This is a genomic window from Amycolatopsis sp. NPDC048633, from assembly GCF_040650695.1.
Taxonomy (GTDB): Bacteria; Actinomycetota; Actinomycetes; order Mycobacteriales; family Pseudonocardiaceae; genus Amycolatopsis.
The window spans coordinates 156,252-173,999 of record NZ_JBEZHS010000015.1; the positions used below are offsets into that span (position 1 = coordinate 156,252).

A 17,748-nucleotide genomic window follows, 5' to 3' on the forward strand; every position below is an offset into this window, starting at 1 on the left:
GAGTCGACCCTTCAATCACGCGTGTCGACCCTTCAATCACGCGTGTCGACCTTCCAGCCACGCAAGCCCGGCGTCCGGCCGCGGTGCTCACGTGACGGAAGGGTCGGCACGCGTGATCAGGAGGTCGACACGCGTGATCCGGGGGTCGACACGGCTACTCGGTCAGTGCGTTGGCCTTGACGATCCGGCCCAGGAAGCGGCCCGAGTCCTTGACCGTCCGGACCTGCGTGTCGAAGTCGACGTGCACCAGGCCGAAGCGTTGTGAGTACCCCATCGCCCACTCGAAGTTGTCCAGCAGCGACCACGCGAAGTACCCACGCACGTCAGCGCCGAGGCGGATCGCGTCGTGCACCGCGCGGACGTGCTCCAGGAAGTAGTTCACCCGGGCCGCGTCGTGCACCCGGCCGGACGTCACCTTGTCCACAAAGGACGCGCCGTTCTCTGCCACCACCAGCGGCAGCCCGCCCGACCGCGCGGAGATCCACCCCAGCAGGTCGGTCAAAACAGCAGGCGCCTGCTCCCAGCCGAACGCCGTCAGCGGCGGCGGAGCCGGCAGCACGTCCAGCCCCCGCAACCCCGGCAGCGGGCAGTTGCCGTGGACCAGCGGATCCGCGGACGGCGTCACCCGCGCCGGCGCGTAGTAGTTGACGCCCAGCCAGTCGATCGCCGCCGCGATGGTGTCCGTGTCGCCGTCGCGAATCGACGCCGCGAACCGGCCTCCGTGATGAGCCACATCGGAAAGCACGTCCGCCGGGTAGCCGCGACCCAGCACCGGGTCCAGGAAGAACCGGTTGTGGATCCCGTCGAACTTCCGGGCCGCCTCGACGTGCGCCGGCGAGGTGCCGTCCGCCAGCGCCGGGGCGAAGTTCAGCGCCAGCGAGAACTCGTGCCCCGGCCGCGCCTGCCCGGTCAGCGCTCGCGTCGCCAGCCCGTGCCCCAGCAGCAGGTGGTGCGCCGCGACCAGCGCTGTGTCGTAGTCCTGGACGCCCGGCGCATGCACCCCGCTTCCGTACCCCAGGAACGCCGCGCAGAACGGCTCGTTGACCGTCGTCCACTGGTTGACGCGGTCACCCAGCGCATCGTGGACCACCGCGGCGTACTCGGCGAACCGGTACGCCGTGTCGCGCGCGGGCCAGCCGCCCGCGTCTTCCAGGGCCTGCGGCAGGTCCCAGTGGTACAGCGTCAGCACCGGCACGACGTCGCGGCGCAGCAGCTCGTCCACCAGCCGGTCGTAGAAGGCGAGCCCGGCGGACGACGGGGTGCGGCCGTCCGGCATCACCCGCGGCCACGCCACCGAAAACCGGTACGCGCCCAGCCCCAGATCCGCCAGCAGCCCGATGTCCTCGGGGTACCGGTGGTAGTGGTCGCAGGCGTCCTCGCCGGACGCGCCGCCGAGGACGGCACCCTGGCGAGCCGCGAAAGTGTCCCAGATGGACGGTCCGCGGCCGCCCTCGGCGATCCCACCCTCGACTTGGTAGGACGCGGTGGCCGCACCCCACAGGAAACCCACCGGGAAGGTCATACTGGCGCCCCTTTCAGGATCCCCCGGACGATGTGGCGCCCCAGCAGCAGGAACAGCGCGATCACGGGCAGCACGCCCACGGTCGCGCCGGTCAGCATGAGCGCGTAGTCGGTGTAGTAGCCGCTGGCCAGCTGGGACAGGGCGACCTGCACGGTCGGCGTTTCGTTCGGGTCGAGTACCACCAGCGGCCAGAAGTAGTCGTTCCACGCGGCCATGAACGTCAGCATCGCGAGCACCGCGGCCGCCGGGCGCAACGCGGGCACCGCCACGTGCCAGTAGGTGCGCAGGACCGAGCAGCCGTCGACGGTCGCCGCGTCGACGAGCTCGGCGCTGATCGCGTTCTCGCACGCCTGGCGCATCCAGAACACGCTGAACGCGCTGAGCAGCCCCGGCACGATCACCGCTTCGAGCCGCCCGTACCAGCCGAGTTCGCCGACCACCAGGTAGAGCGGGATGACGCCGAGCTGCGCCGGCACCATCGCCGACCCGACGACCAGCAGGAACAGCGTGTTGCGGCCGCGGAACCGCAGCCGCGCGAACGCGAACCCGGCCAGGCTGGCCAGCACGACGTTGGACACCATGACCGTGCCCGCGACGATCAGCGAGTTGCCCAGCGCCAGCCAGAAGTCGACGGTGTCGAAGACGCGCCGCACGTTCTCGACGAGGTGCCCACCCGGCAGCAGCAGCGGTGACGTCTCGCCGATCGCCGCGTTGTCGCGCGTGGACACGACGAACGACCAGTACAGCGGGAAGATCGACGCGCCGAGCACCCCGATCAGCACCGCGTAGACCCAGCCGCCGGGGCGCCTCACGCCGACCTCACGAACCGGCGCACCAGCCGGTAGTTGAGCAGCGCGAACAGCGCGCAGATCACGAACATCACCCACGTCAGCGCGGCCGCGTAACCGGCGTCGAAATGCGTGAAGCCCTTCTCGTACAGGTACATCACGAGCGTCTGGAACTGGCGGTCGTTGCCGCCGGTCCCGCCCGACCCGCCGGCGTCGAACAGCTGCGGCTCGGCGAACAGCTGCAGCCCGTTGACCGTGCCGGCGATCGCGGTGAAGGCCAGCGCGGGCCGGATGCCGGGCACGGTGATCGACCAGAACGTCCGCCAGCGCGAGGCGCCGTCCAGCGCGGCGGCCTCGTAGAGATCACCGGGGACGGCCTGCATCGCGGCCAGGTAGATCAGCGCGTTGTAGCCGGTCCAGCGCCAGAGGACCATCGACGCCACCGCGAGGTGCGACGTCCAGCTCGTCGCCTGCCAGTTGACCGGCGCGACGCCGAACCAGCCGAGGACTTCGTTGACGACGCCGTAGTCGCGGCTGAACAGCTGCCCGAACACCAGCCCGATCGCGACAACGGACACGACGTTCGGCAGCAGGATCCCGGTGCGCCACCAGGTCGCGCCCCGCAGCGGCCGGTCGAGCAGCGCCGCGATGCCCAGCGCCAGCAGGAACTCCGGGACCGCGGCGAGCACGAAGATGCCGACCGTGTTGAGGAGCGCGTTGTAGAAGTTCGGGTCCGCGAGCAGCTCGCCGTAGTTCGCCAGGCCGAGGTAGCCCTGGTCGCCCTCCAGCAGGTTCCAGTCGTGCAGCGACACCCACGCCGTGTAGAGCAGCGGGAAGGCGCCGAAGACGACGAACAGCCCGAAAAAGGGCGCGACGAACAGCAGCGGCGTGGCCTTGCGGTCGAAACGGGCGAGCCGGTGCTGCACGCGGGGCTACTTCAGGGCGGCTTGCGCCTGCTGGACGGCTTCCGTCCAGGCCTGGTCGACACCGTCGGTCTTGTCCTCGATCCGCCCGAGGGCACGGCCGAACTCGGGCCGGACGTCGGCGTCGCGCAGGCCGCGGTAGTTGGGCCGCAACTGGTCGGCCGACGCGGCGAAGATCCGCCCGATCGGCGCGTCCCCGAAGTACGGGTCGGTGTGCGCGACGACCTGCGGGTCCGCGTAGACCGAAGGTTCGCTGGGCAGGATGCCGTCGGAGAGGAAGAGCTTCTTCTGCTGCTCCGGCGCGGTCAGCCAGCGCGCGAGCTCGTACGCCTCCTTCGGGTGCGCGCTCTGCTTCGGCACGGTCAGGAACGAGCCGCCCTGGTTGCCGCTCTTGCCGGGCACGGTCGTGACGTCCCACTTGCCCTTGCCCGAGTCGCCGCCGGCTTCCTTGATCTGGCTGAGCATCCACGCCGGGCAGGCGACGGTCGCGAAGGAGCCTTGCTTGATCGCGACGTTCCAGGCCTGCGTGAACGTCGTCGCCGCCGCGGTCTGCCCCTTCGCCGCGATGCCACCGGAGAGGTAGAAGGCACCGTGGACGCTGGGGTTGCGATCGCCGATGAACGAGTCGTCCTCGGCCGAGAAGTAGTTCTCGGGCGACTGGTTGAGCATCGCCGTGTAGACGGTCCCGGCGGAGTCGGCGAACTTCACGTCCGGCGTCTTCTCGGTGAACCGCTCGGCGGTGGCGGCGTAGGCGTCCCAGTCCGGCATCAGCTTCGCGACCTCGTCGCGGTCGGTCGGCAGCCCCGCGGCCTGGAACAGGTCCCGCCGGTAGCAGAGCGCGAGGCTGCCCATGTCGGTGCCGAGGCCGAGCACGAACGCGCCGTCCGTGCCCTGCGCCCACTTCCAGGGCGCCCACTGCTTTTCGAGGTCCCGCGCGCCGTAGCCGGCCAGGTCGACGAACTTGTCCTTCGCCTTCCGGTACTGCGGGATGTACTGCTCTTCGATCGCGACGACGTCGGCGGCACCGTGGCCGGTGGCGAGCTGCGTCGCGAGGCCCTTGTGGTGGGTGTCGAAGTCGGCGACGCGGTTCTGCACCGTGATCTCCGGGTGCAGCTTCTGGTACTCGGCGATCAGCGGCGCGTAGCCGAATTCGCCGAAGGTGGCGATGGTGAGCTTCGTCGGGCCGCCGGAGTCAACGGGGCTGCAGGCGGCGAGCGGGATCAACGCGGCGACCGCGACGGCGGTCCGGCGGACGATCGTGCGCAACGGGCTTCCTCAGATCACACCGGCCCGCACGGCGTAGGCGACCGCGTGCGGCCGGTTGCGCAGGTTGAGCCGGTTGGTCATGGCGTAGATGACGTTCTTCACGGTCCGCTCCGAGTAACAGAGCTTGCCCGCGATCTCGGCAGTGTCCCAGCCTTCGGCCATCAGGCGAAGCACATCCACCTCGCGCGGCGTGAGCGCCGCCGCGGTGCCCTCGTGGGCCAGCGCCTCGACCTGGTCGCGCAGCGACGTCGCCCGCCCCCGCGCGGCGGCCAGCACGCTGTCGGTCAGCCGGTCGAGCGCGGTCCGCGGCAGCACCGCGGAGACGTGGCAGTCGGCGAGCAGGCTCAGGTGCCCGGGGTCGACGTGCCCGGCGACCAGCACGATCGCGGCGGGCGACTCGGCGGAGGCGGTCCGCAGCGCGGTGATCACCTCGCGGTCGACCTGCCCGACGGCGAACACGAGCACGGCCGCCTCGCCGCGGCGGGCGCGCGGCACGACCAGCAGCTCCGGCCGCGACTTCAGGTGGTTGATCAGCCCGGTGAGCGCGATCGGGTCAGACGCCCACGCTGCCACTCGCACCTGGTCCATCGAGGCCCCTCCCCACTGTCCGTGTTCTGGTGGTGCCAGTCTGCTGAGGTCGCCTTCACGATTTCTCTAACCGTCGTGCAGGCCTTCTTCACATCGTGAAGCGGGCCGTCGACTACCGTCGTGGGGCACACCGACGAGTGAAGGGACCGATGAACCACCGACGTCCGGCCGCCTTGGGGGTGGCGCTCTGCATCGCTGTCGTGAGTTCGCTGGTCACGGGCTGTCAATCGGACACTGTGTCCGGGCTGGCGATCCCGCGGTCGCCGGCTCCTCCCGCACCTTCATCCCGTACGGCGGCCGCCCCGGCTTCTTCTCCGCCTCCGACGTCGAGCCTGACGCGGCCCGGCGACTGCGCGTCGCTGGTCAACGGCCTCGACGTCCGCAGCCAGGTCGCGCAGCTGGTCGTCGTGGGGGTGTCCGGCGACAACCCGGGCGCCGCGGTGTCCCTGGTGCGGGACAACCAGGTCGGCGGCATCTTCATCGGCGGTAACGCAACAGCGTTGTTGAAAGATCGTTCGCTGGACGCCGTCCAGGCCGCGGCCAAGCTGCCGGTGGCGGTGTCGGTCGACGAAGAGGGCGGCCGCGTCCAGCGCATCGACGATCTCGACGGCGAGGTTCCCTCGGCCCGCGAGATGGCCGCGACGAAGTCCCCCGCCCAGGTCCGCGCGCTGGCCGCCGACCGCGGCCGCCAGCTGCGCGCCCGCGGCGTGACGGTCGACTTCGCGCCGGACACCGACGTCACGGACGCCCCGGACGACGACGTCATCGGCGACCGGTCCTTCAGCCCCGACCCGAACCGCGTGAAGACGTACGCCGCGGCGTTCGCGGCGGGCCTGCGCGACGGCGGTGTCCAGCCGGTGCTGAAACACTTCCCGGGCCACGGCCACGGCTCGGGCGACTCGCACAAGGGCACGGTCGTGACGCCGCCACTCGCGCAGCTGCGGACGCTGGACCTGGTGCCCTACCGGAACCTCGCGGACTACGGCCCGGTCGCGGTGATGGTCGGCCACCTCGACGTGCCCGACCTGACCGGCGGCGTTCCCGCGTCGATCTCGCCGGCCGCGTACCAGCTGCTGCGGACCGAATTCGGGTTCACCGGCCTGGTCCTGACCGACGACCTCGGCGCGATGAAGGCGATCACGGCGCAGTACTCGCTGCCGGACGCCGTGCTGAAGGCGCTGCAGGCCGGGGCGGACGAGGCGTTGTGGTCGTCCGGCGGCCGCGTGGACACGGTGCTGAACCGGCTGGTGCAGGCCGTGCAGTCAGGGGAGCTGCCGAAGACGCGGGTGCAGGAGTCGGTGACGCGGGTGCTGCGCGCGAAGGGCGTCTGCGGCTGAGCCTGCCTAGACTTCGTCGCGCACCAGCACCTACCTGAGGAGCGGAATGGCAAACCTGGGCGGCACTTTCAGCCTCGGCGGGGAAGTCCCCGTGACCCGGATGGGGTACGGGGCCATGCAGCTGGCCGGCCCCGGTGTCTGGGGACCGCCGCGGGACCACGACACCGCGGTCGCCGTGCTGCGCGAAGCCGTCGAAAGCGGCGTCACCCACATCGACACCAGCGACTACTACGGGCCGCACACCGTGAACGCGGTGCTCGAGGAAGCCCTCCACCCGTACCCGGAGTCGCTGACGATCGTGACGAAGGTCGGCGCGCGCCGGACGCCCGACAAGGCCTGGCCGCCCGCGTTGTCCGCCGGCGAGCTGACCCAGGCCGTGCACGACAACCTGCGGAACCTCGGCGTCGACGCGCTCGACGTCGTCAACCTGCGGCTGAGCAACGACGCCGGCGACTACCCCGTGCCGATGTCGCTCGCCGAACCCTTCGGCGTGCTCGCCGAGCTGCGGCAGCAGGGCCTGATCAAGCACCTCGGCGTCAGCCATGTCACCGCGGAGCAGCTCGACGAGGCCAAGGCGATCGCGCCCGTCGTCTGCGTGCAGAACCAGTACAACCTGGCGCACCGCGAAAACGACGACCTCGTCGACCAGTGCGCCGCCGAGGGCATCGCCTTCGTGCCGTACTTCCCGCTCGGCGGCTTCAGCCCGTTGCAGTCGGGCAGCCTCGACGACTGCGCCGCCCGGGTCGGCGCGACGCCGATGCAGGTCGCGCTCGCGTGGCTGCTGCAGCGGTCGCCGTCGATGCTGCTCATCCCCGGCACGTCGTCGCTCGATCACCTGCGCGAGAACCTCGCCGCGGCTTCGCTCGAACTGCCGGCCGACGTCCTGGCCGACCTCGACCGGATCGGGGCCGCCTGATGGCGAACTGGGGCGATCTGGTCGCTTACATCAGGCAGGAATACCGGGTCGTGCGCGACGACCCCGACGAGATCCGCATCCGGCTGATCTTCGGCGACGACCCCGACACGGAGCAGCGGGCCCAGATCATGGTGATCGCGCGCGAGGTCCTCGACCAGCGCGAGGACTGGGTCCAGATCGCGACGCCGTTCGCCCGCCACGAGGAGGTCGACCTCCTCGAGGTGCTGACCGAGGTCGGCGACTCGACCGTGGTGGGCGGGCTCGCGGTGATGGGCGACCACCTCGTGCTGCGCCACTCGCTGCCGCTGATCAACCTCGACATCAACGAGTTCATCGACCCCCTCGAGCTCGTGGCGGGCGCGGCCGAGCTGCTGGAGCAGCAGTTCACCGGGCGCGACGACTACTGAGCGGGATGACCGCGACGGCGGCGGCCACGGTCAGCCCGGCGGCGACGCCGAACGCCGTGGTCGCCGTCCCGGTGCTCAGGTAGAGCCCGCCGAGGAGAGCGACGCCCAGGGTGCCGCCGAGCTGCTGCACGGCGTTGAGCAGCCCGGCGGCCGAGCCCGTCTCGTGGGGCCGGACGCGGTGCAGGGCGGCGGTGAAGAACGGGACCGTGAACATCCCCATCCCGAGGCCGCACAACGCCAGCGCCGGGGTCACCCCGCCGGCGACGCCGAGGATCCCGGCCAGCAGCAGGGCCAGTCCGGCGAACATCACGCGCGCGCCGAACTTGGGCACCAGCCAGGACCCGGCGAACCACGATGACACCGCCAGCCCGGCCGAGAGCGGCAGCAGCGTCAGGCTCGCGGTGCGGACGTCGACGCCCTCGCCGAGCTGCAGCCGCATCGGGACGAGGAGCATCAGCCCGGTCATCACCGCGAAGTACAGCAGCGACCCGGCGAGCGCGGCCGGGAACCCGCGGTGGGCGAACAGGCTCGGCTCGACCAGCGGCGCGGCCGTGCGGCGCTGCTGGAACCCGAACACGACGAGCAGCGCGGCACCGGCCGCGAGCAGCGGCCAGGACGTTCCCGCCGGGCTGATCAGCGGGTAGACGAGCAGTCCGGCGCCGGCGACGACGAGCACGGTGCCCACGAGGTCGAGCTTCGGGCGCGTGGCCGCTTTGTCTTCGCGCAGGAACCGCGCGGCAAGCAGGACCACGAGGCCGAGCGGGACGTTCACCAGGAACACCGCCCGCCACGACAGGGCCTGCGTCAGCAGACCGCCGAGCAGCGGCCCGGTCACCGCGGACAGGCCCATCACCGGGCCGATGCTGCCGAGCGCCTTCGCGAGCTCGTCGCCGTCGAAGAGCGCACGGATGAGGCCGATCGTCTGCGGGATGATCAGCGCCGACGCCGCGCCCTGGACCGCACGAGCCCCGATCAGCAGGCCGGCGTCCGGCGCGGCCGCGCAGACCAGCGACGCGAGCACGAAGGCCGTGACGCCGATCTTGAACACCCTCGCCCGGCCGAGGATGTCACCGAGCCGGCCGCCGGTGATCAGGAAGGCCGCGAACGGCAGGGTGTAGGCCGCGCTGAACCACGGGATGTCGGCGGCCGGGCCGGGCAGGCCGGCGTGGATCACCGGGCCCGCGACCTGGACGATCGTCGCGTCCAGCAGGTTCATCGCTTCGGCGGTGAGCAGCACGGCGAGTGCGGCCCAGCGGTGGCGGTAACGGGTCGTGGTCGGCAAGAGGTGCCCCCTTTCGGTCGGCACCGACCTTGACTCGGGACTGGCTCCGAGTTCCACCTATCACGATTGCTTGGTGGATTTCTTCCACGATCCGAGCTTTGATGAGGGATATGACCGCCTTGGACGACGTCGATCGCGCGCTGATCCACGCGTTGCACCTCGACGGCCGGGCGCCGTTCACGAAGATCGGGGATGTCCTCGGCGTCTCGACGCAGACGGTGGCGCGGCGCTATCGCCGGCTACGCGCCGAAGCGTCGCTTCGCGTCGTCGGCCTGCCGGATCCGCAACGCGCGGGCCAGGCCGAGTGGATGGTCCGGCTGACCGCGACGCCGTACACCGCACAGGACCTCGCGTACGCGCTGGCGCGGCGCGCCGACACCGCGTGGATCAAGCTCATGTCCGGCGGCACGGAGATCTGCGTGAACGTCTACACGCCGGCCGCGAGCGACCATTCGCTGCTGCTGCGGGACATCCCGCGCACCACGAGCGTCACGGCGGTGTCGGCGCACCAGCTGTTGCACCGCTACTTCGGCGGCCCGACGGCGTGGCTGGGCCGGGCCCAGTTCCTCGACGCCGCGCAAGTCGCCGCGTTGACGCCGGTTTTCTCCGGCGACGGCAAGCCGCTGACCGGCGACGACGCCGCGCTGATGGCCGCCTTGCAGCGCGACGGCCGGGCGAGCCTGGCCGAGCTGGCGGCGGCCACCGGCTGGTCCGCGGCGACCGTCGCGCGCCGGCTGGCCGACCTCCAGGCCGGCGGCACGGTGTTCTTCGACCTGGAGGTCGACACGACCCCGCTGGGCGCGACGACGCACGCGCTGCTCTGGATGTCGGTCGCCCCGGCCCACCTCGACGACGTGGCCCGGCAGCTGGCCACCCACCCGGAGCTGGCGCTCGTCGCGGCGACGACCGGGCCGGCCAACCTGGTCGCGCACGCGCTCTGCCCGGACGCGGCGGCGCTGCACCACTACCTGACCCACCGGCTGGGGGCGCTCGACGCCATCCGCGCCCTGGAGACGGCGCCGGTCCTCCGGACGATCAAAGCGGCCGCCTCCCGCTGATCCGGACCTGCGCGGCCGGCGAGAGCTGCAGGATCCGCTGCAGCCGGGCCCGGCCCAGCCGGTGGAGCATCTCCCCGAGCTCCTCCGGCGCGATGCTGTTCTCGAGGTCGAGCCGCGTCACCTTGACGACGCGGTCGATCTCCGCGGCGGGGAGCCGCCCCACGAACTCCCCCGCCAGCCAAACCCCGACTTCTTCGACGACGTCGTGCGCCCGCCGGCTCCGTACGGTCATCGCTTCCGCTCCTCGCTTCGGATCGCCTTCGCCCAGGTCGGAGCCGGAAAATCCGGGTCCGACGCAGGTCGGACGAGCCCACCTGCGACCCATGACGCCGAATCGGGGAAATTCGTGCCAGAAAAGCTTTGCGTGTCCGGACCGGTGAGTACCGTGACGGTCCCGGTTCACTCACATGGGCTGTTCGCCGCCCCAAGTTGTCGGCCGATCGGGTGGAAAACGGCAGAACAGTGCCGGTGGCGCGTCCGCGTCAGGACTCTGGAGACGTCCGGTAGTGCGGGCGTTCCCGTGCGGGACGCGGAAACGGAGACGCGATCCATGGCCCGGTACGACCGGACCGACCTCGGGGCGTACAGCCTGGGGTTGCTCGACGCCGCCGAGGCGGCACGGGTGGAGCGGCACCTCGCCGCGTGTTCGGACTGCCGCCAGGAGGCCCGGGAGTTCGAGTCCGTCCGCTCGATGCTCGACCACCTCGGCCGCGCCAAGTCCACTTAGGACGGTTCGCGGAAACTGTCGGTGCCCGCCGGTAGCGTGCGCGCCGTGACCGACTTCCTGACCACGACCCGCCACACCTACTCGATCGTCGCCGAGACCTACGCCCGGTTCTCGCACCCCATCGCCGAGGACGTCCAGGACCGCGCGCTGCTCACGGCGTTCGCCGACCTCGTCCGCGGGGAGGGCCCGGTCGCCGACCTCGGCTGCGGCACCGGCCGCGTGACGGCGTACCTGGCCTCGGCGGGGCTCGACGTCACGGGCATCGACCTGACGCCGGAGATGCTCGCCGTCGCCCGCCGCGACCACCCGGAGCTGCGGTTTTCCGAGGGGTCGCTGCTCGGGCTGGACCTGCCGGACGGCGGTCTCGCGGGCGCGGTGGCGTGGTACTCGATCATCCACACGCCGCCGGCCCGGCTGCCGGAGGTGTGCGCGGAACTGTTCCGGGTGCTGCGCCCGGGCGGCCACCTGCAGCTGGCGTTCCAGGTCGGCGACGAGCGGCAGCACCTGACCGACTGGCACGGCCACGACGGGCTCTCGCTGGACGCCTACCGGCTGCCGGTGGAGCGGGTGGGCGAGCTGGTGACCGGCGCCGGGTTCGAAGTTCTGGCACAGGTGCTGCGCGACCCCGCGGCTCCGGTGCCCCACGGGCGGGTGCTGGCGCGGAAGCCGGCCGGAGAGTCGACGGCCGGCTGACCCGGGCGCCGAACGTTCGCGCGGGCGCGGCGGCCGGGGCCGGGGTTTCGGCGGCCCGGGCGCCGGCCGCCTCACGCGACCTGAATCCCGCGACCCCGCAACCGAACCCGCTCCCCGGCGGTTCACCGCGGGAGTCGTTCGCGCACACCCCTTGCCCGCTTCCCCCGCTTCCTTGACTGGACTAGACCAATCTGCTCTAGTGACCGGTGTCACCCTCGTTCCGGCCGGTCGAGCACCCCCTCCGACACCGGACGCCCCCGCGTCCGGACTCTGTCGTGGCCGAAGGAGTGAGCCAGTCTTGAGAAGACGTCTTGTCGCGGTCCTGTCAGCATTCGCCGCCGCCGCCGCACTCGTGCTCGGCGTGCCCGCCGCCACCGGTCAGGCCCCGCAGGCCGCGGCCGCCGCCTGCAGCGGGCCCAACTGGGTCGCGGGCCAGTGGTACGACGTGGGCGCGGTCGTCAAGTACACCAATGGCAGCTACTACCGCGCCAAGAACGCCAACCCGGGCTACGACCCCATCATCAGCACCTGGTACTGGGAGCCCTACAGCTGTGACGGCGGAGGCGGCGGGACCACCTGCAACGCCCCCAACTGGGTCGCCGGCCAGTGGTACGACGTCGGCGCGGTCGTCAAGTACACCAACGGCAGCTACTACCGCGCCAAGAACGCCAACCCGGGCTACGACCCCATCATCAGCACCTGGTACTGGGAGCCCTACGACTGCGGCGGCGGCACGAACCCCGGCAACCCGGGCTCGTTCGTCGTCAGCGAAGGCCAGTTCAACCAGATCTTCCCGGGCCGCAACAGCTTCTACACCTACAGCGGCCTGACCGCGGCCCTGTCGGCCTACCCCGGCTTCGCCAACACCGGCAGCGACACGGTCAAGAAGCAGGAAGCCGCGGCGTTCCTCGCGAACGTCAACCACGAAACCGGCGGGCTCGTCTACATCGTCGAACAGAACACGGCCAACTACCCGCACTACTGCGACTACGGCCAGCCCTACGGCTGCCCCGCCGGCCAAGCCGCGTACTACGGCCGCGGCCCGATCCAGCTCAGCTGGAACTTCAACTACAAGGCCGCGGGTGACGCCCTCGGCATCGACCTGCTCGGCAACCCCTGGCAGGTCGAGCAGAACGCGGCCGTCGCCTGGAAGACCGGCCTCTGGTACTGGAACACCCAGAGCGGCCCCGGCACGATGACCCCGCACAACGCGATCGTCAACGGCCGCGGCTTCGGCGAGACCATCCGCAGCATCAACGGCTCGATCGAGTGCAACGGCGGCAACCCGGCGCAAGTCCAGAGCCGCGTCGACAAGTACCGCCAGATCACGTCCATCCTCGGCGTCGACCCCGGCGCCAACCTCTACTGCTGATCTGACGCGAGCGGCTCACCCGTCCACCGGGTGAGCCGCTCGCCGAGCAGGCGGCTCACCGCCACGTGGTGGTCGTTCAGGTAGAAGTGCCCGCCCGGGAACGACTTCAGCTCGAAGCCGCCGGACGTGTGCGCCGCCCACCGGCGCGCCGCCGCCTCGGTGACCTTCGGGTCGCGGTCGCCGACCAGCGCGAAGATCGGGCAGCCGACGTCGGGGCCCGGCTGGTAGCGGTAGGTCTCCGCGGCCTTGTAGTCGTTGCGCAGCAGCGGGAGCACCATGCGGACGAGCTGGGGGTGCGCCAGCACCCGCGCGTCGGTGCCGCCCAGCCGTCGGACGTCGGCGAGCAGCTCGTCGTCCCCTCGCTCGTGGACCCGCACCGCGCGGGGCGCCGACGGTGCGCGGCGCGCGGACACGAACAAGCCGAGCAGCCCGGCTCCGAGCCGCCGCGCGACCTCGAAGGCCAGGCTGGCGCCCATGCTGTGCCCGAAGAACGCCACCGGCCCGCCGACCTCGGCGGCGAGCACGTCCGCCAGTCGGTCGGCCAGCACGGACAGGTCGTCCACCAGCGGTTCGGCGTACCGGTCCTGCCGGCCGGGGTACTGCACGGCCAGCACGTCGACCGCGGGGGCCAGCGCGGCCGAGAGCGGGTGGAAGTAGCTCGCCGCCCCGCCGGCGTGCGGGAAGCACACGAGCCGCGGCGCGCCGGGCGTCGCCGGGTGGAAGCGCCGGAGCCACACAGCGGAATCGGTCATGCCCGCGAATCTCCCAGGCCGGCGCCGGCCGGGTCGACGCCTATCGTGCGGAAACCGGGCGGGCCCGGCGCCCGGACCCGCCCGTCCCCTCCCTCCTCAGGGCGTCACCCGGCCCGCCACAGCGCGGGGACGGCCGGGGGCTCCCAGCCCGGCTGCGCGGTGTGCCCCTGCAGGCAGATGTAGCCCTGGCCGCCGTAGGTGACCCGCGCACCCGCCGCGTAACCGGTGCCCGCCGCCCAGGTGGTGCCCCCGGGCGGCGTGGTGGTCGGCGGGGTGGTGGTCGGCCGGGTGGAGGTCGGCGGGGTCGACGTCGGGCTCTGCGGGACGTTCAGCACGAAGTCGAACGCGGCTTCCTTCGCGGAGCCGTTGTCCCGCACGGTCATCAGCAGCCGCGCGTCGAAGATCGTGTCGGTGTTGTTCCGCGGCTCGTTCGGGAAGTAGAGCTGCGTGGTCAGGATCGGCCGGCCGGGCGCCTGGACCTTGACGTGGATGTGGCGGGTGCGGCCGGGGTAGAGGCCGGGCACGATCGTCGAGAGCCGGAACGCGCCCTGGGCGTCGGTGTACTGGTGGCCGCGGAAGGTGTAGCCGGTGTTGTCGTACGCACCGTTGACGTCCGCCTGCCAGAAGTCCAGCAGCGCGCGGTTCACCGGCAGGCAGGCGAGCCCGAAGACGTAGCCGGTCACCGTCAGGCGCGTGCCCTGGGTGCCGGGGGTGACCAGGTCGGTCCGCTCCGGCGAGTTCGGCTTGAAGTAGGGGCCTTCGGTCTGGGCCGGCGTCGGATCGTCGTCGTCGTCGTGGCACGCCGGCGTCAGCTCCGGGACCTGGCCGACGGCGACGGTCGTGCGGGCGAGCGCCGGCCCGCCGATCAGGGCGACCGGCGCGGCGACACCCGCGGCCAGCGCGGCGCGCAGCACCGTCTTGCGGCTGAGCTTGCTGTCTTCGTCCATGCCTGCTCCTCGTGGGGCGTCGGGAATCCCCTCGAACGTAGGCAGCGCACCAGGTGGGCGACGATGGACTGGCCCGGTCAGTCGTGGTGCTTCTCCTCGCCGCGGCGGAAGTCGCCGGGGCTCAGCCCGGTTTCGCGGCGGAAGAACCGGCAGAAGTAGGCCGGGTCGGCGAACCCGACGCGGGTCGCGACCTGGCGCACGGTGAGGTCCGTCCGGAGCAGGAACCGCTGGGCCTCCCGGGTCCGCGCCTCGCGCAGCAGCTGCGCGGCGGTGCGGCCGGTCGCGGCCTTCACGGCCTCGGTGAGGTGCCCCGGCGTGACGCCGATGCGCTCGGCGTGCGCGGACACCGACCACAGCCCGAGGTCCGGGCGGCCGGCGAGCCGGGCGAACTCCGCCGCCACGGCCCCGGCGGGCGCGGGCGGCGGTGTCCCCAGCAGCCGTCCGGCGCGCACGACCAGGACGTGCACGAGTGCCCGCAGCACGGACTCTTCGCCGTGGCGGTGCTCCTCTTCGAGGTCGGCGATCAGCCGCGTGACGGCCGCGTCGGCGTGCGCGTCCAGCTCCAGCCACGGCTGCTCGCTCAGCCGCCGCAGCAGCTCGCGGTCGGCCGGGTGGTCGAGGAGGAACTCGTCGGTGAACACGACGACGTGGCCGGTCAGGCCGCGCACGCCGGCCCACTGGTGCACCTGGCCCGCCGCGATGACCCCGAGGTGCGGTGGCCGCAGCGGCCGGCGCGTCAGGTCGACGACGTGCGCGCCGGTGCCGCCGGTGACGTGGACGAGCTCGTGGAAGGTGTGCCGGTGCGGGAACTCCGCGCGCGAGAGCGGCCCGACCTCGTCGAACGTGCCGACGGCGAACGGCGGCGCGTGCGGGGCCGGCACCTCCAGCCGGTGCATCGGCAGCTCCCCCGCCCGCGGTGGCGGGCAGGGCGTCCCGGGCGGAACGGTCGTACCGCGCATGGCCTCGTCCCTTCGCCGTCCGGGCGAAAAGTCTAGACCAATCGATGGGCGGTTCGCCGTATTTGCCCCGATGATCGCAATCCGAAGGTCGGTCCTCCGGTGCACGGAAACGGGGCCGGTCCACTGTGGACCGGCCCCGTTCCCGAGTACTGCTTACTGCTTACGCGCGGCTGCGACGCCGGTTCACCAGCAGCATCAGCGCACCGCCGCCGAGCAGCAGCCCGCCGACGGTGAACGGAACCGCGGCGTCGACGCCGGTGTTGGCCAGCTCGCCGCCCCCGCCGGTCGAGCCGGCCGGGGTGCTCGGCGCGGTGGTCGGGGCACCGGCCTCGGTCCAGCTGGCGGCCGCGTTCGCGGTCACCTCGGTCTTCTCCGAGTCGGCGACGATCAGCGACTGCGCCGGCTTCTTCGCGTAGTTCTCGGCGACGAACAGGCGGCCGGTGTCCAGCTCGCCGGTGGCCTTGAGGGTGAAGGCGCCCTTGCCCGGCTTGGTGCCCGCGGGGATGTCGACGAACAGCTTGCTGCCGTCCTTGACGTCCGAGCCCTTCAGCTCCTTGCCGTCGGCGTCGGTGATCTTGACGCCCTCGGGCAGCTGGCTGGTCAGCGAGGTGATGTCCCCGCTGGTGGCGACGCTGTACGGGCCGACCTTGGAGCCGGCGGCGCCCTCGGTCTTGTCCGCGGCGATGTTCAGCGTCGGCTTCGGCTGCTCGCCGATGCCCTTGTTCTGGTCACCGGTGAAGTACGCGTACAGCGCGGCGACGTCGGCGTTGGCGTCGGCGGAGTTCTCCTCGGCCAGCGGCTTGGTGGCGTCCAGGTTCACGCCGTCGCTGAAGTGCCACACGGCGGCCTGCGTCGCGGCGATGGCCTCGCGCTCGGAGACGCCGTCGTGGACCTCGACACCGGCCTTCTTGAGCGCCTTGCCCAGCGCGTCGAGCCCGGTGCCCGGGTAGCCGTTGTGCAGCACCCAGTTGATCTTGGTGTTGTTCTTCTCGAACGGCGAGTTCGCGGCCGGGTACTTGCTCCACGGACGCTCGACCATGTCGACGTCGGTGCGCAGGCCGACGGTGATCTGCACGCAGTAGAGCTTCAGCGTGCTGCCGTTGGACAGCTTCATCTCGAACAGCTCGGCGATGTAGTCGCCGCCCCGCCCGAGGTTGAGCCGGTAGCCGACGGTCGCCTTGGCGTTGCCGTGCTCGTCCGCGACGACCTTGCCGCGGGCGGCACCGTCGTCGGCGAGAGCGGCCGGCGAACCGATCATGACGGCGGCGGCCGCGGCGAGAGCCGCGATCCCGCCACGCACGAGAGTGGACCTGACCTGCATAAATCTCCTATCCGAGCCCGAACCGCGACGGCAGGGCCGCGCGCCCCGATCGGCGGCCACTGATTCGGGTGAGCGATCACCCAGTCAAGCGAGACCGGAGCCTACACGGACCTCACAAGCGCTACGCGCGGTGTCCCCATTAACTCGAATGGATTCAGGAAACCGCATAAATCGGTCACCTGGAAAGGTGCAAGTTGCGATTTATCCGGCTCGGTCAGGCGTCCACTCGGCCGACCACCGGCCGCAACCCGGCGGCCATCTTCCCGATGACGGCGGCGTACTCCGCCTTCAGCCGCGGCTTGTCCACATCGGACGCCTCGGCCAGCGCCATCCCGGCCGTGCCGAGCATGCCGAACACCAGCCGTGTGGTGGTCTCCAGCGACCGGTCTTCGATGTCGCCGCCGTCCACCAGGGCCTTGATGAGCTGCTCGACGAGCCCGTACGCATATTGCTCTTCGGCCGCCTGCCAGCGCAGCCAGCCGAGGGCCAGCGGCGCCTCCCGCCAGACGAGCTTGCCGTACACCGGGTCGCAGCAGCGGTCGAGGAAGACGTCGAGGGCCGCGAACGCCGCCGGCCAGGGCGCCGTCGCCCGCGCCGCCGCGCTCGCGGACAGCGCCATCGCGTCGGTCTCGAGCTGCTCGAAGACCGCCTCGAACAACGCCGTCTTGCTGGCGAAGTGGTGGTAGATCGCGCCGCGCGTGGCCTGGATGTCGCCGGCGATGTCCTCCAGCGCCGTCCCGGCGAAGCCGTGCTCGGCGAACCGGCGGGTGGCCGCCGCCAGCAGGGCGGCCCGGGTGGCCTCGGAGTACTGCTCCCGCCGGCTCTTGACAGTCGACATGCGCAAAGCATAGGACATACACTGCGTATGTCACCGACACAGTGCATCTGGG

General features: G+C 71.6%; 19 protein-coding genes. 7 read left to right on the forward strand and 12 right to left on the reverse strand.

What is annotated here, in order from left to right:
* Positions 1-154: 154 nt before the first annotated feature.
* Genes AB0C38_RS26055 through AB0C38_RS26075 form a run of 5 tightly spaced genes read right to left on the reverse strand, consistent with a single transcriptional unit; the run spans position 155 to position 5,087 of the window.
* On the reverse strand, positions 155-1,522 hold the full coding sequence (locus tag AB0C38_RS26055) for a GH1 family beta-glucosidase (RefSeq protein ID WP_360677851.1): 1,368 nt from the start codon (positions 1,520-1,522) through the stop codon (positions 155-157).
* Positions 1,519-2,334: a carbohydrate ABC transporter permease gene (locus AB0C38_RS26060; RefSeq protein WP_360677853.1), complete on the reverse strand. Its 816-nt coding sequence runs from the start codon at positions 2,332-2,334 to the stop codon at positions 1,519-1,521. The genes AB0C38_RS26055 and AB0C38_RS26060 overlap by 4 nt, the downstream gene beginning before the upstream one ends.
* Positions 2,331-3,236 carry a sugar ABC transporter permease gene (locus AB0C38_RS26065; RefSeq protein ID WP_360677855.1) on the reverse strand — a complete coding sequence of 302 codons (906 nt, stop codon included), beginning with the start codon at positions 3,234-3,236 and terminating at the stop codon, positions 2,331-2,333. The genes AB0C38_RS26060 and AB0C38_RS26065 overlap by 4 nt, the downstream gene beginning before the upstream one ends.
* A gap of 6 nt (positions 3,237-3,242) precedes the next feature.
* Positions 3,243-4,499, reverse strand: a complete 1,257-nt coding sequence (locus tag AB0C38_RS26070) for an extracellular solute-binding protein (protein ID WP_360677857.1) — start codon at positions 4,497-4,499, stop codon at positions 3,243-3,245.
* Positions 4,500-4,508: 9 nt separating this feature from the next.
* The gene (locus tag AB0C38_RS26075; protein ID WP_360677859.1) at positions 4,509-5,087 is read right to left on the reverse strand and encodes a LuxR C-terminal-related transcriptional regulator; all 579 of its coding nucleotides are present in this window, start codon (positions 5,085-5,087) and stop codon (positions 4,509-4,511) included.
* A gap of 149 nt (positions 5,088-5,236) precedes the next feature.
* On the opposite strand from AB0C38_RS26075, the gene AB0C38_RS26080 reads away from it, so the two are divergent.
* Genes AB0C38_RS26080 through AB0C38_RS26090 form a run of 3 tightly spaced genes read left to right on the forward strand, consistent with a single transcriptional unit; the run spans position 5,237 to position 7,747 of the window.
* On the forward strand, positions 5,237-6,424 hold the full coding sequence (locus tag AB0C38_RS26080; RefSeq protein WP_360677861.1) for a glycoside hydrolase family 3 N-terminal domain-containing protein: 1,188 nt from the start codon (positions 5,237-5,239) through the stop codon (positions 6,422-6,424).
* Between the two features lie 46 nt (positions 6,425-6,470).
* A complete protein-coding gene (locus AB0C38_RS26085; RefSeq protein WP_360677863.1) occupies positions 6,471-7,340 on the forward strand; it encodes an oxidoreductase in 870 nt (289 codons plus the stop codon).
* Positions 7,340-7,747: a hypothetical protein gene (locus AB0C38_RS26090; RefSeq protein WP_360677865.1), complete on the forward strand. Its 408-nt coding sequence runs from the start codon at positions 7,340-7,342 to the stop codon at positions 7,745-7,747. Before AB0C38_RS26085 ends, AB0C38_RS26090 begins: the two co-directional genes overlap by 1 nt.
* On the opposite strand, the gene AB0C38_RS26095 is transcribed toward AB0C38_RS26090, so the two are convergent.
* On the reverse strand, positions 7,725-9,029 hold the full coding sequence (locus tag AB0C38_RS26095; protein WP_360677867.1) for an MFS transporter: 1,305 nt from the start codon (positions 9,027-9,029) through the stop codon (positions 7,725-7,727). The genes AB0C38_RS26090 and AB0C38_RS26095 overlap by 23 nt on opposite strands.
* Before the next feature lie 110 nt (positions 9,030-9,139).
* Here AB0C38_RS26095 and AB0C38_RS26100 point away from each other — a divergent pair, with 110 nt between their 5' ends.
* A complete protein-coding gene (locus tag AB0C38_RS26100; protein ID WP_360677869.1) occupies positions 9,140-10,087 on the forward strand; it encodes an AsnC family transcriptional regulator in 948 nt (315 codons plus the stop codon).
* Here the strand turns inward: AB0C38_RS26100 and AB0C38_RS26105 are convergent.
* Positions 10,065-10,319: a hypothetical protein gene (locus AB0C38_RS26105; protein ID WP_360677871.1), complete on the reverse strand. Its 255-nt coding sequence runs from the start codon at positions 10,317-10,319 to the stop codon at positions 10,065-10,067. The genes AB0C38_RS26100 and AB0C38_RS26105 overlap by 23 nt on opposite strands.
* A gap of 318 nt (positions 10,320-10,637) precedes the next feature.
* On the opposite strand from AB0C38_RS26105, the gene AB0C38_RS26110 reads away from it, so the two are divergent.
* The 3 genes from AB0C38_RS26110 to AB0C38_RS26120 all read left to right on the forward strand — a co-directional run bounded on the left by AB0C38_RS26110 (position 10,638) and on the right by AB0C38_RS26120 (position 12,879).
* Positions 10,638-10,814, forward strand: a complete 177-nt coding sequence (locus tag AB0C38_RS26110; protein WP_360677873.1) for a zf-HC2 domain-containing protein — start codon at positions 10,638-10,640, stop codon at positions 10,812-10,814.
* A gap of 45 nt (positions 10,815-10,859) precedes the next feature.
* Positions 10,860-11,507 carry a methyltransferase domain-containing protein gene (locus AB0C38_RS26115; RefSeq protein ID WP_360677875.1) on the forward strand — a complete coding sequence of 216 codons (648 nt, stop codon included), beginning with the start codon at positions 10,860-10,862 and terminating at the stop codon, positions 11,505-11,507.
* 352 nt (positions 11,508-11,859) lie between these two features.
* Entirely contained in the window at positions 11,860-12,879 is a 1,020-nt protein-coding gene (locus AB0C38_RS26120) for a chitinase (RefSeq protein WP_360677965.1), read from the forward strand.
* Here AB0C38_RS26120 and AB0C38_RS26125 read toward each other — a convergent pair.
* From AB0C38_RS26125 to AB0C38_RS26145, 5 genes are all read right to left on the reverse strand, one after another.
* A complete protein-coding gene (locus tag AB0C38_RS26125) occupies positions 12,870-13,631 on the reverse strand; it encodes an alpha/beta fold hydrolase (RefSeq protein WP_360677877.1) in 762 nt (253 codons plus the stop codon). The two genes, AB0C38_RS26120 and AB0C38_RS26125, sit on opposite strands and share 10 nt — an antisense overlap.
* Before the next feature lie 104 nt (positions 13,632-13,735).
* Positions 13,736-14,578: a carbohydrate-binding protein gene (locus AB0C38_RS26130; RefSeq protein WP_360677879.1), complete on the reverse strand. Its 843-nt coding sequence runs from the start codon at positions 14,576-14,578 to the stop codon at positions 13,736-13,738.
* Positions 14,579-14,655: 77 nt separating this feature from the next.
* Positions 14,656-15,537: an AraC family transcriptional regulator gene (locus AB0C38_RS26135; RefSeq protein ID WP_360677881.1), complete on the reverse strand. Its 882-nt coding sequence runs from the start codon at positions 15,535-15,537 to the stop codon at positions 14,656-14,658.
* A 160-nt stretch (positions 15,538-15,697) separates the two neighbouring features.
* The gene (locus AB0C38_RS26140; protein WP_360677883.1) at positions 15,698-16,858 is read right to left on the reverse strand and encodes a thioester domain-containing protein; all 1,161 of its coding nucleotides are present in this window, start codon (positions 16,856-16,858) and stop codon (positions 15,698-15,700) included.
* A gap of 214 nt (positions 16,859-17,072) precedes the next feature.
* Positions 17,073-17,696, reverse strand: coding sequence for a TetR family transcriptional regulator (locus tag AB0C38_RS26145; protein WP_360677885.1), 624 nt, complete (start codon positions 17,694-17,696; stop codon positions 17,073-17,075).
* Positions 17,697-17,748: the final 52 nt, after the last annotated feature.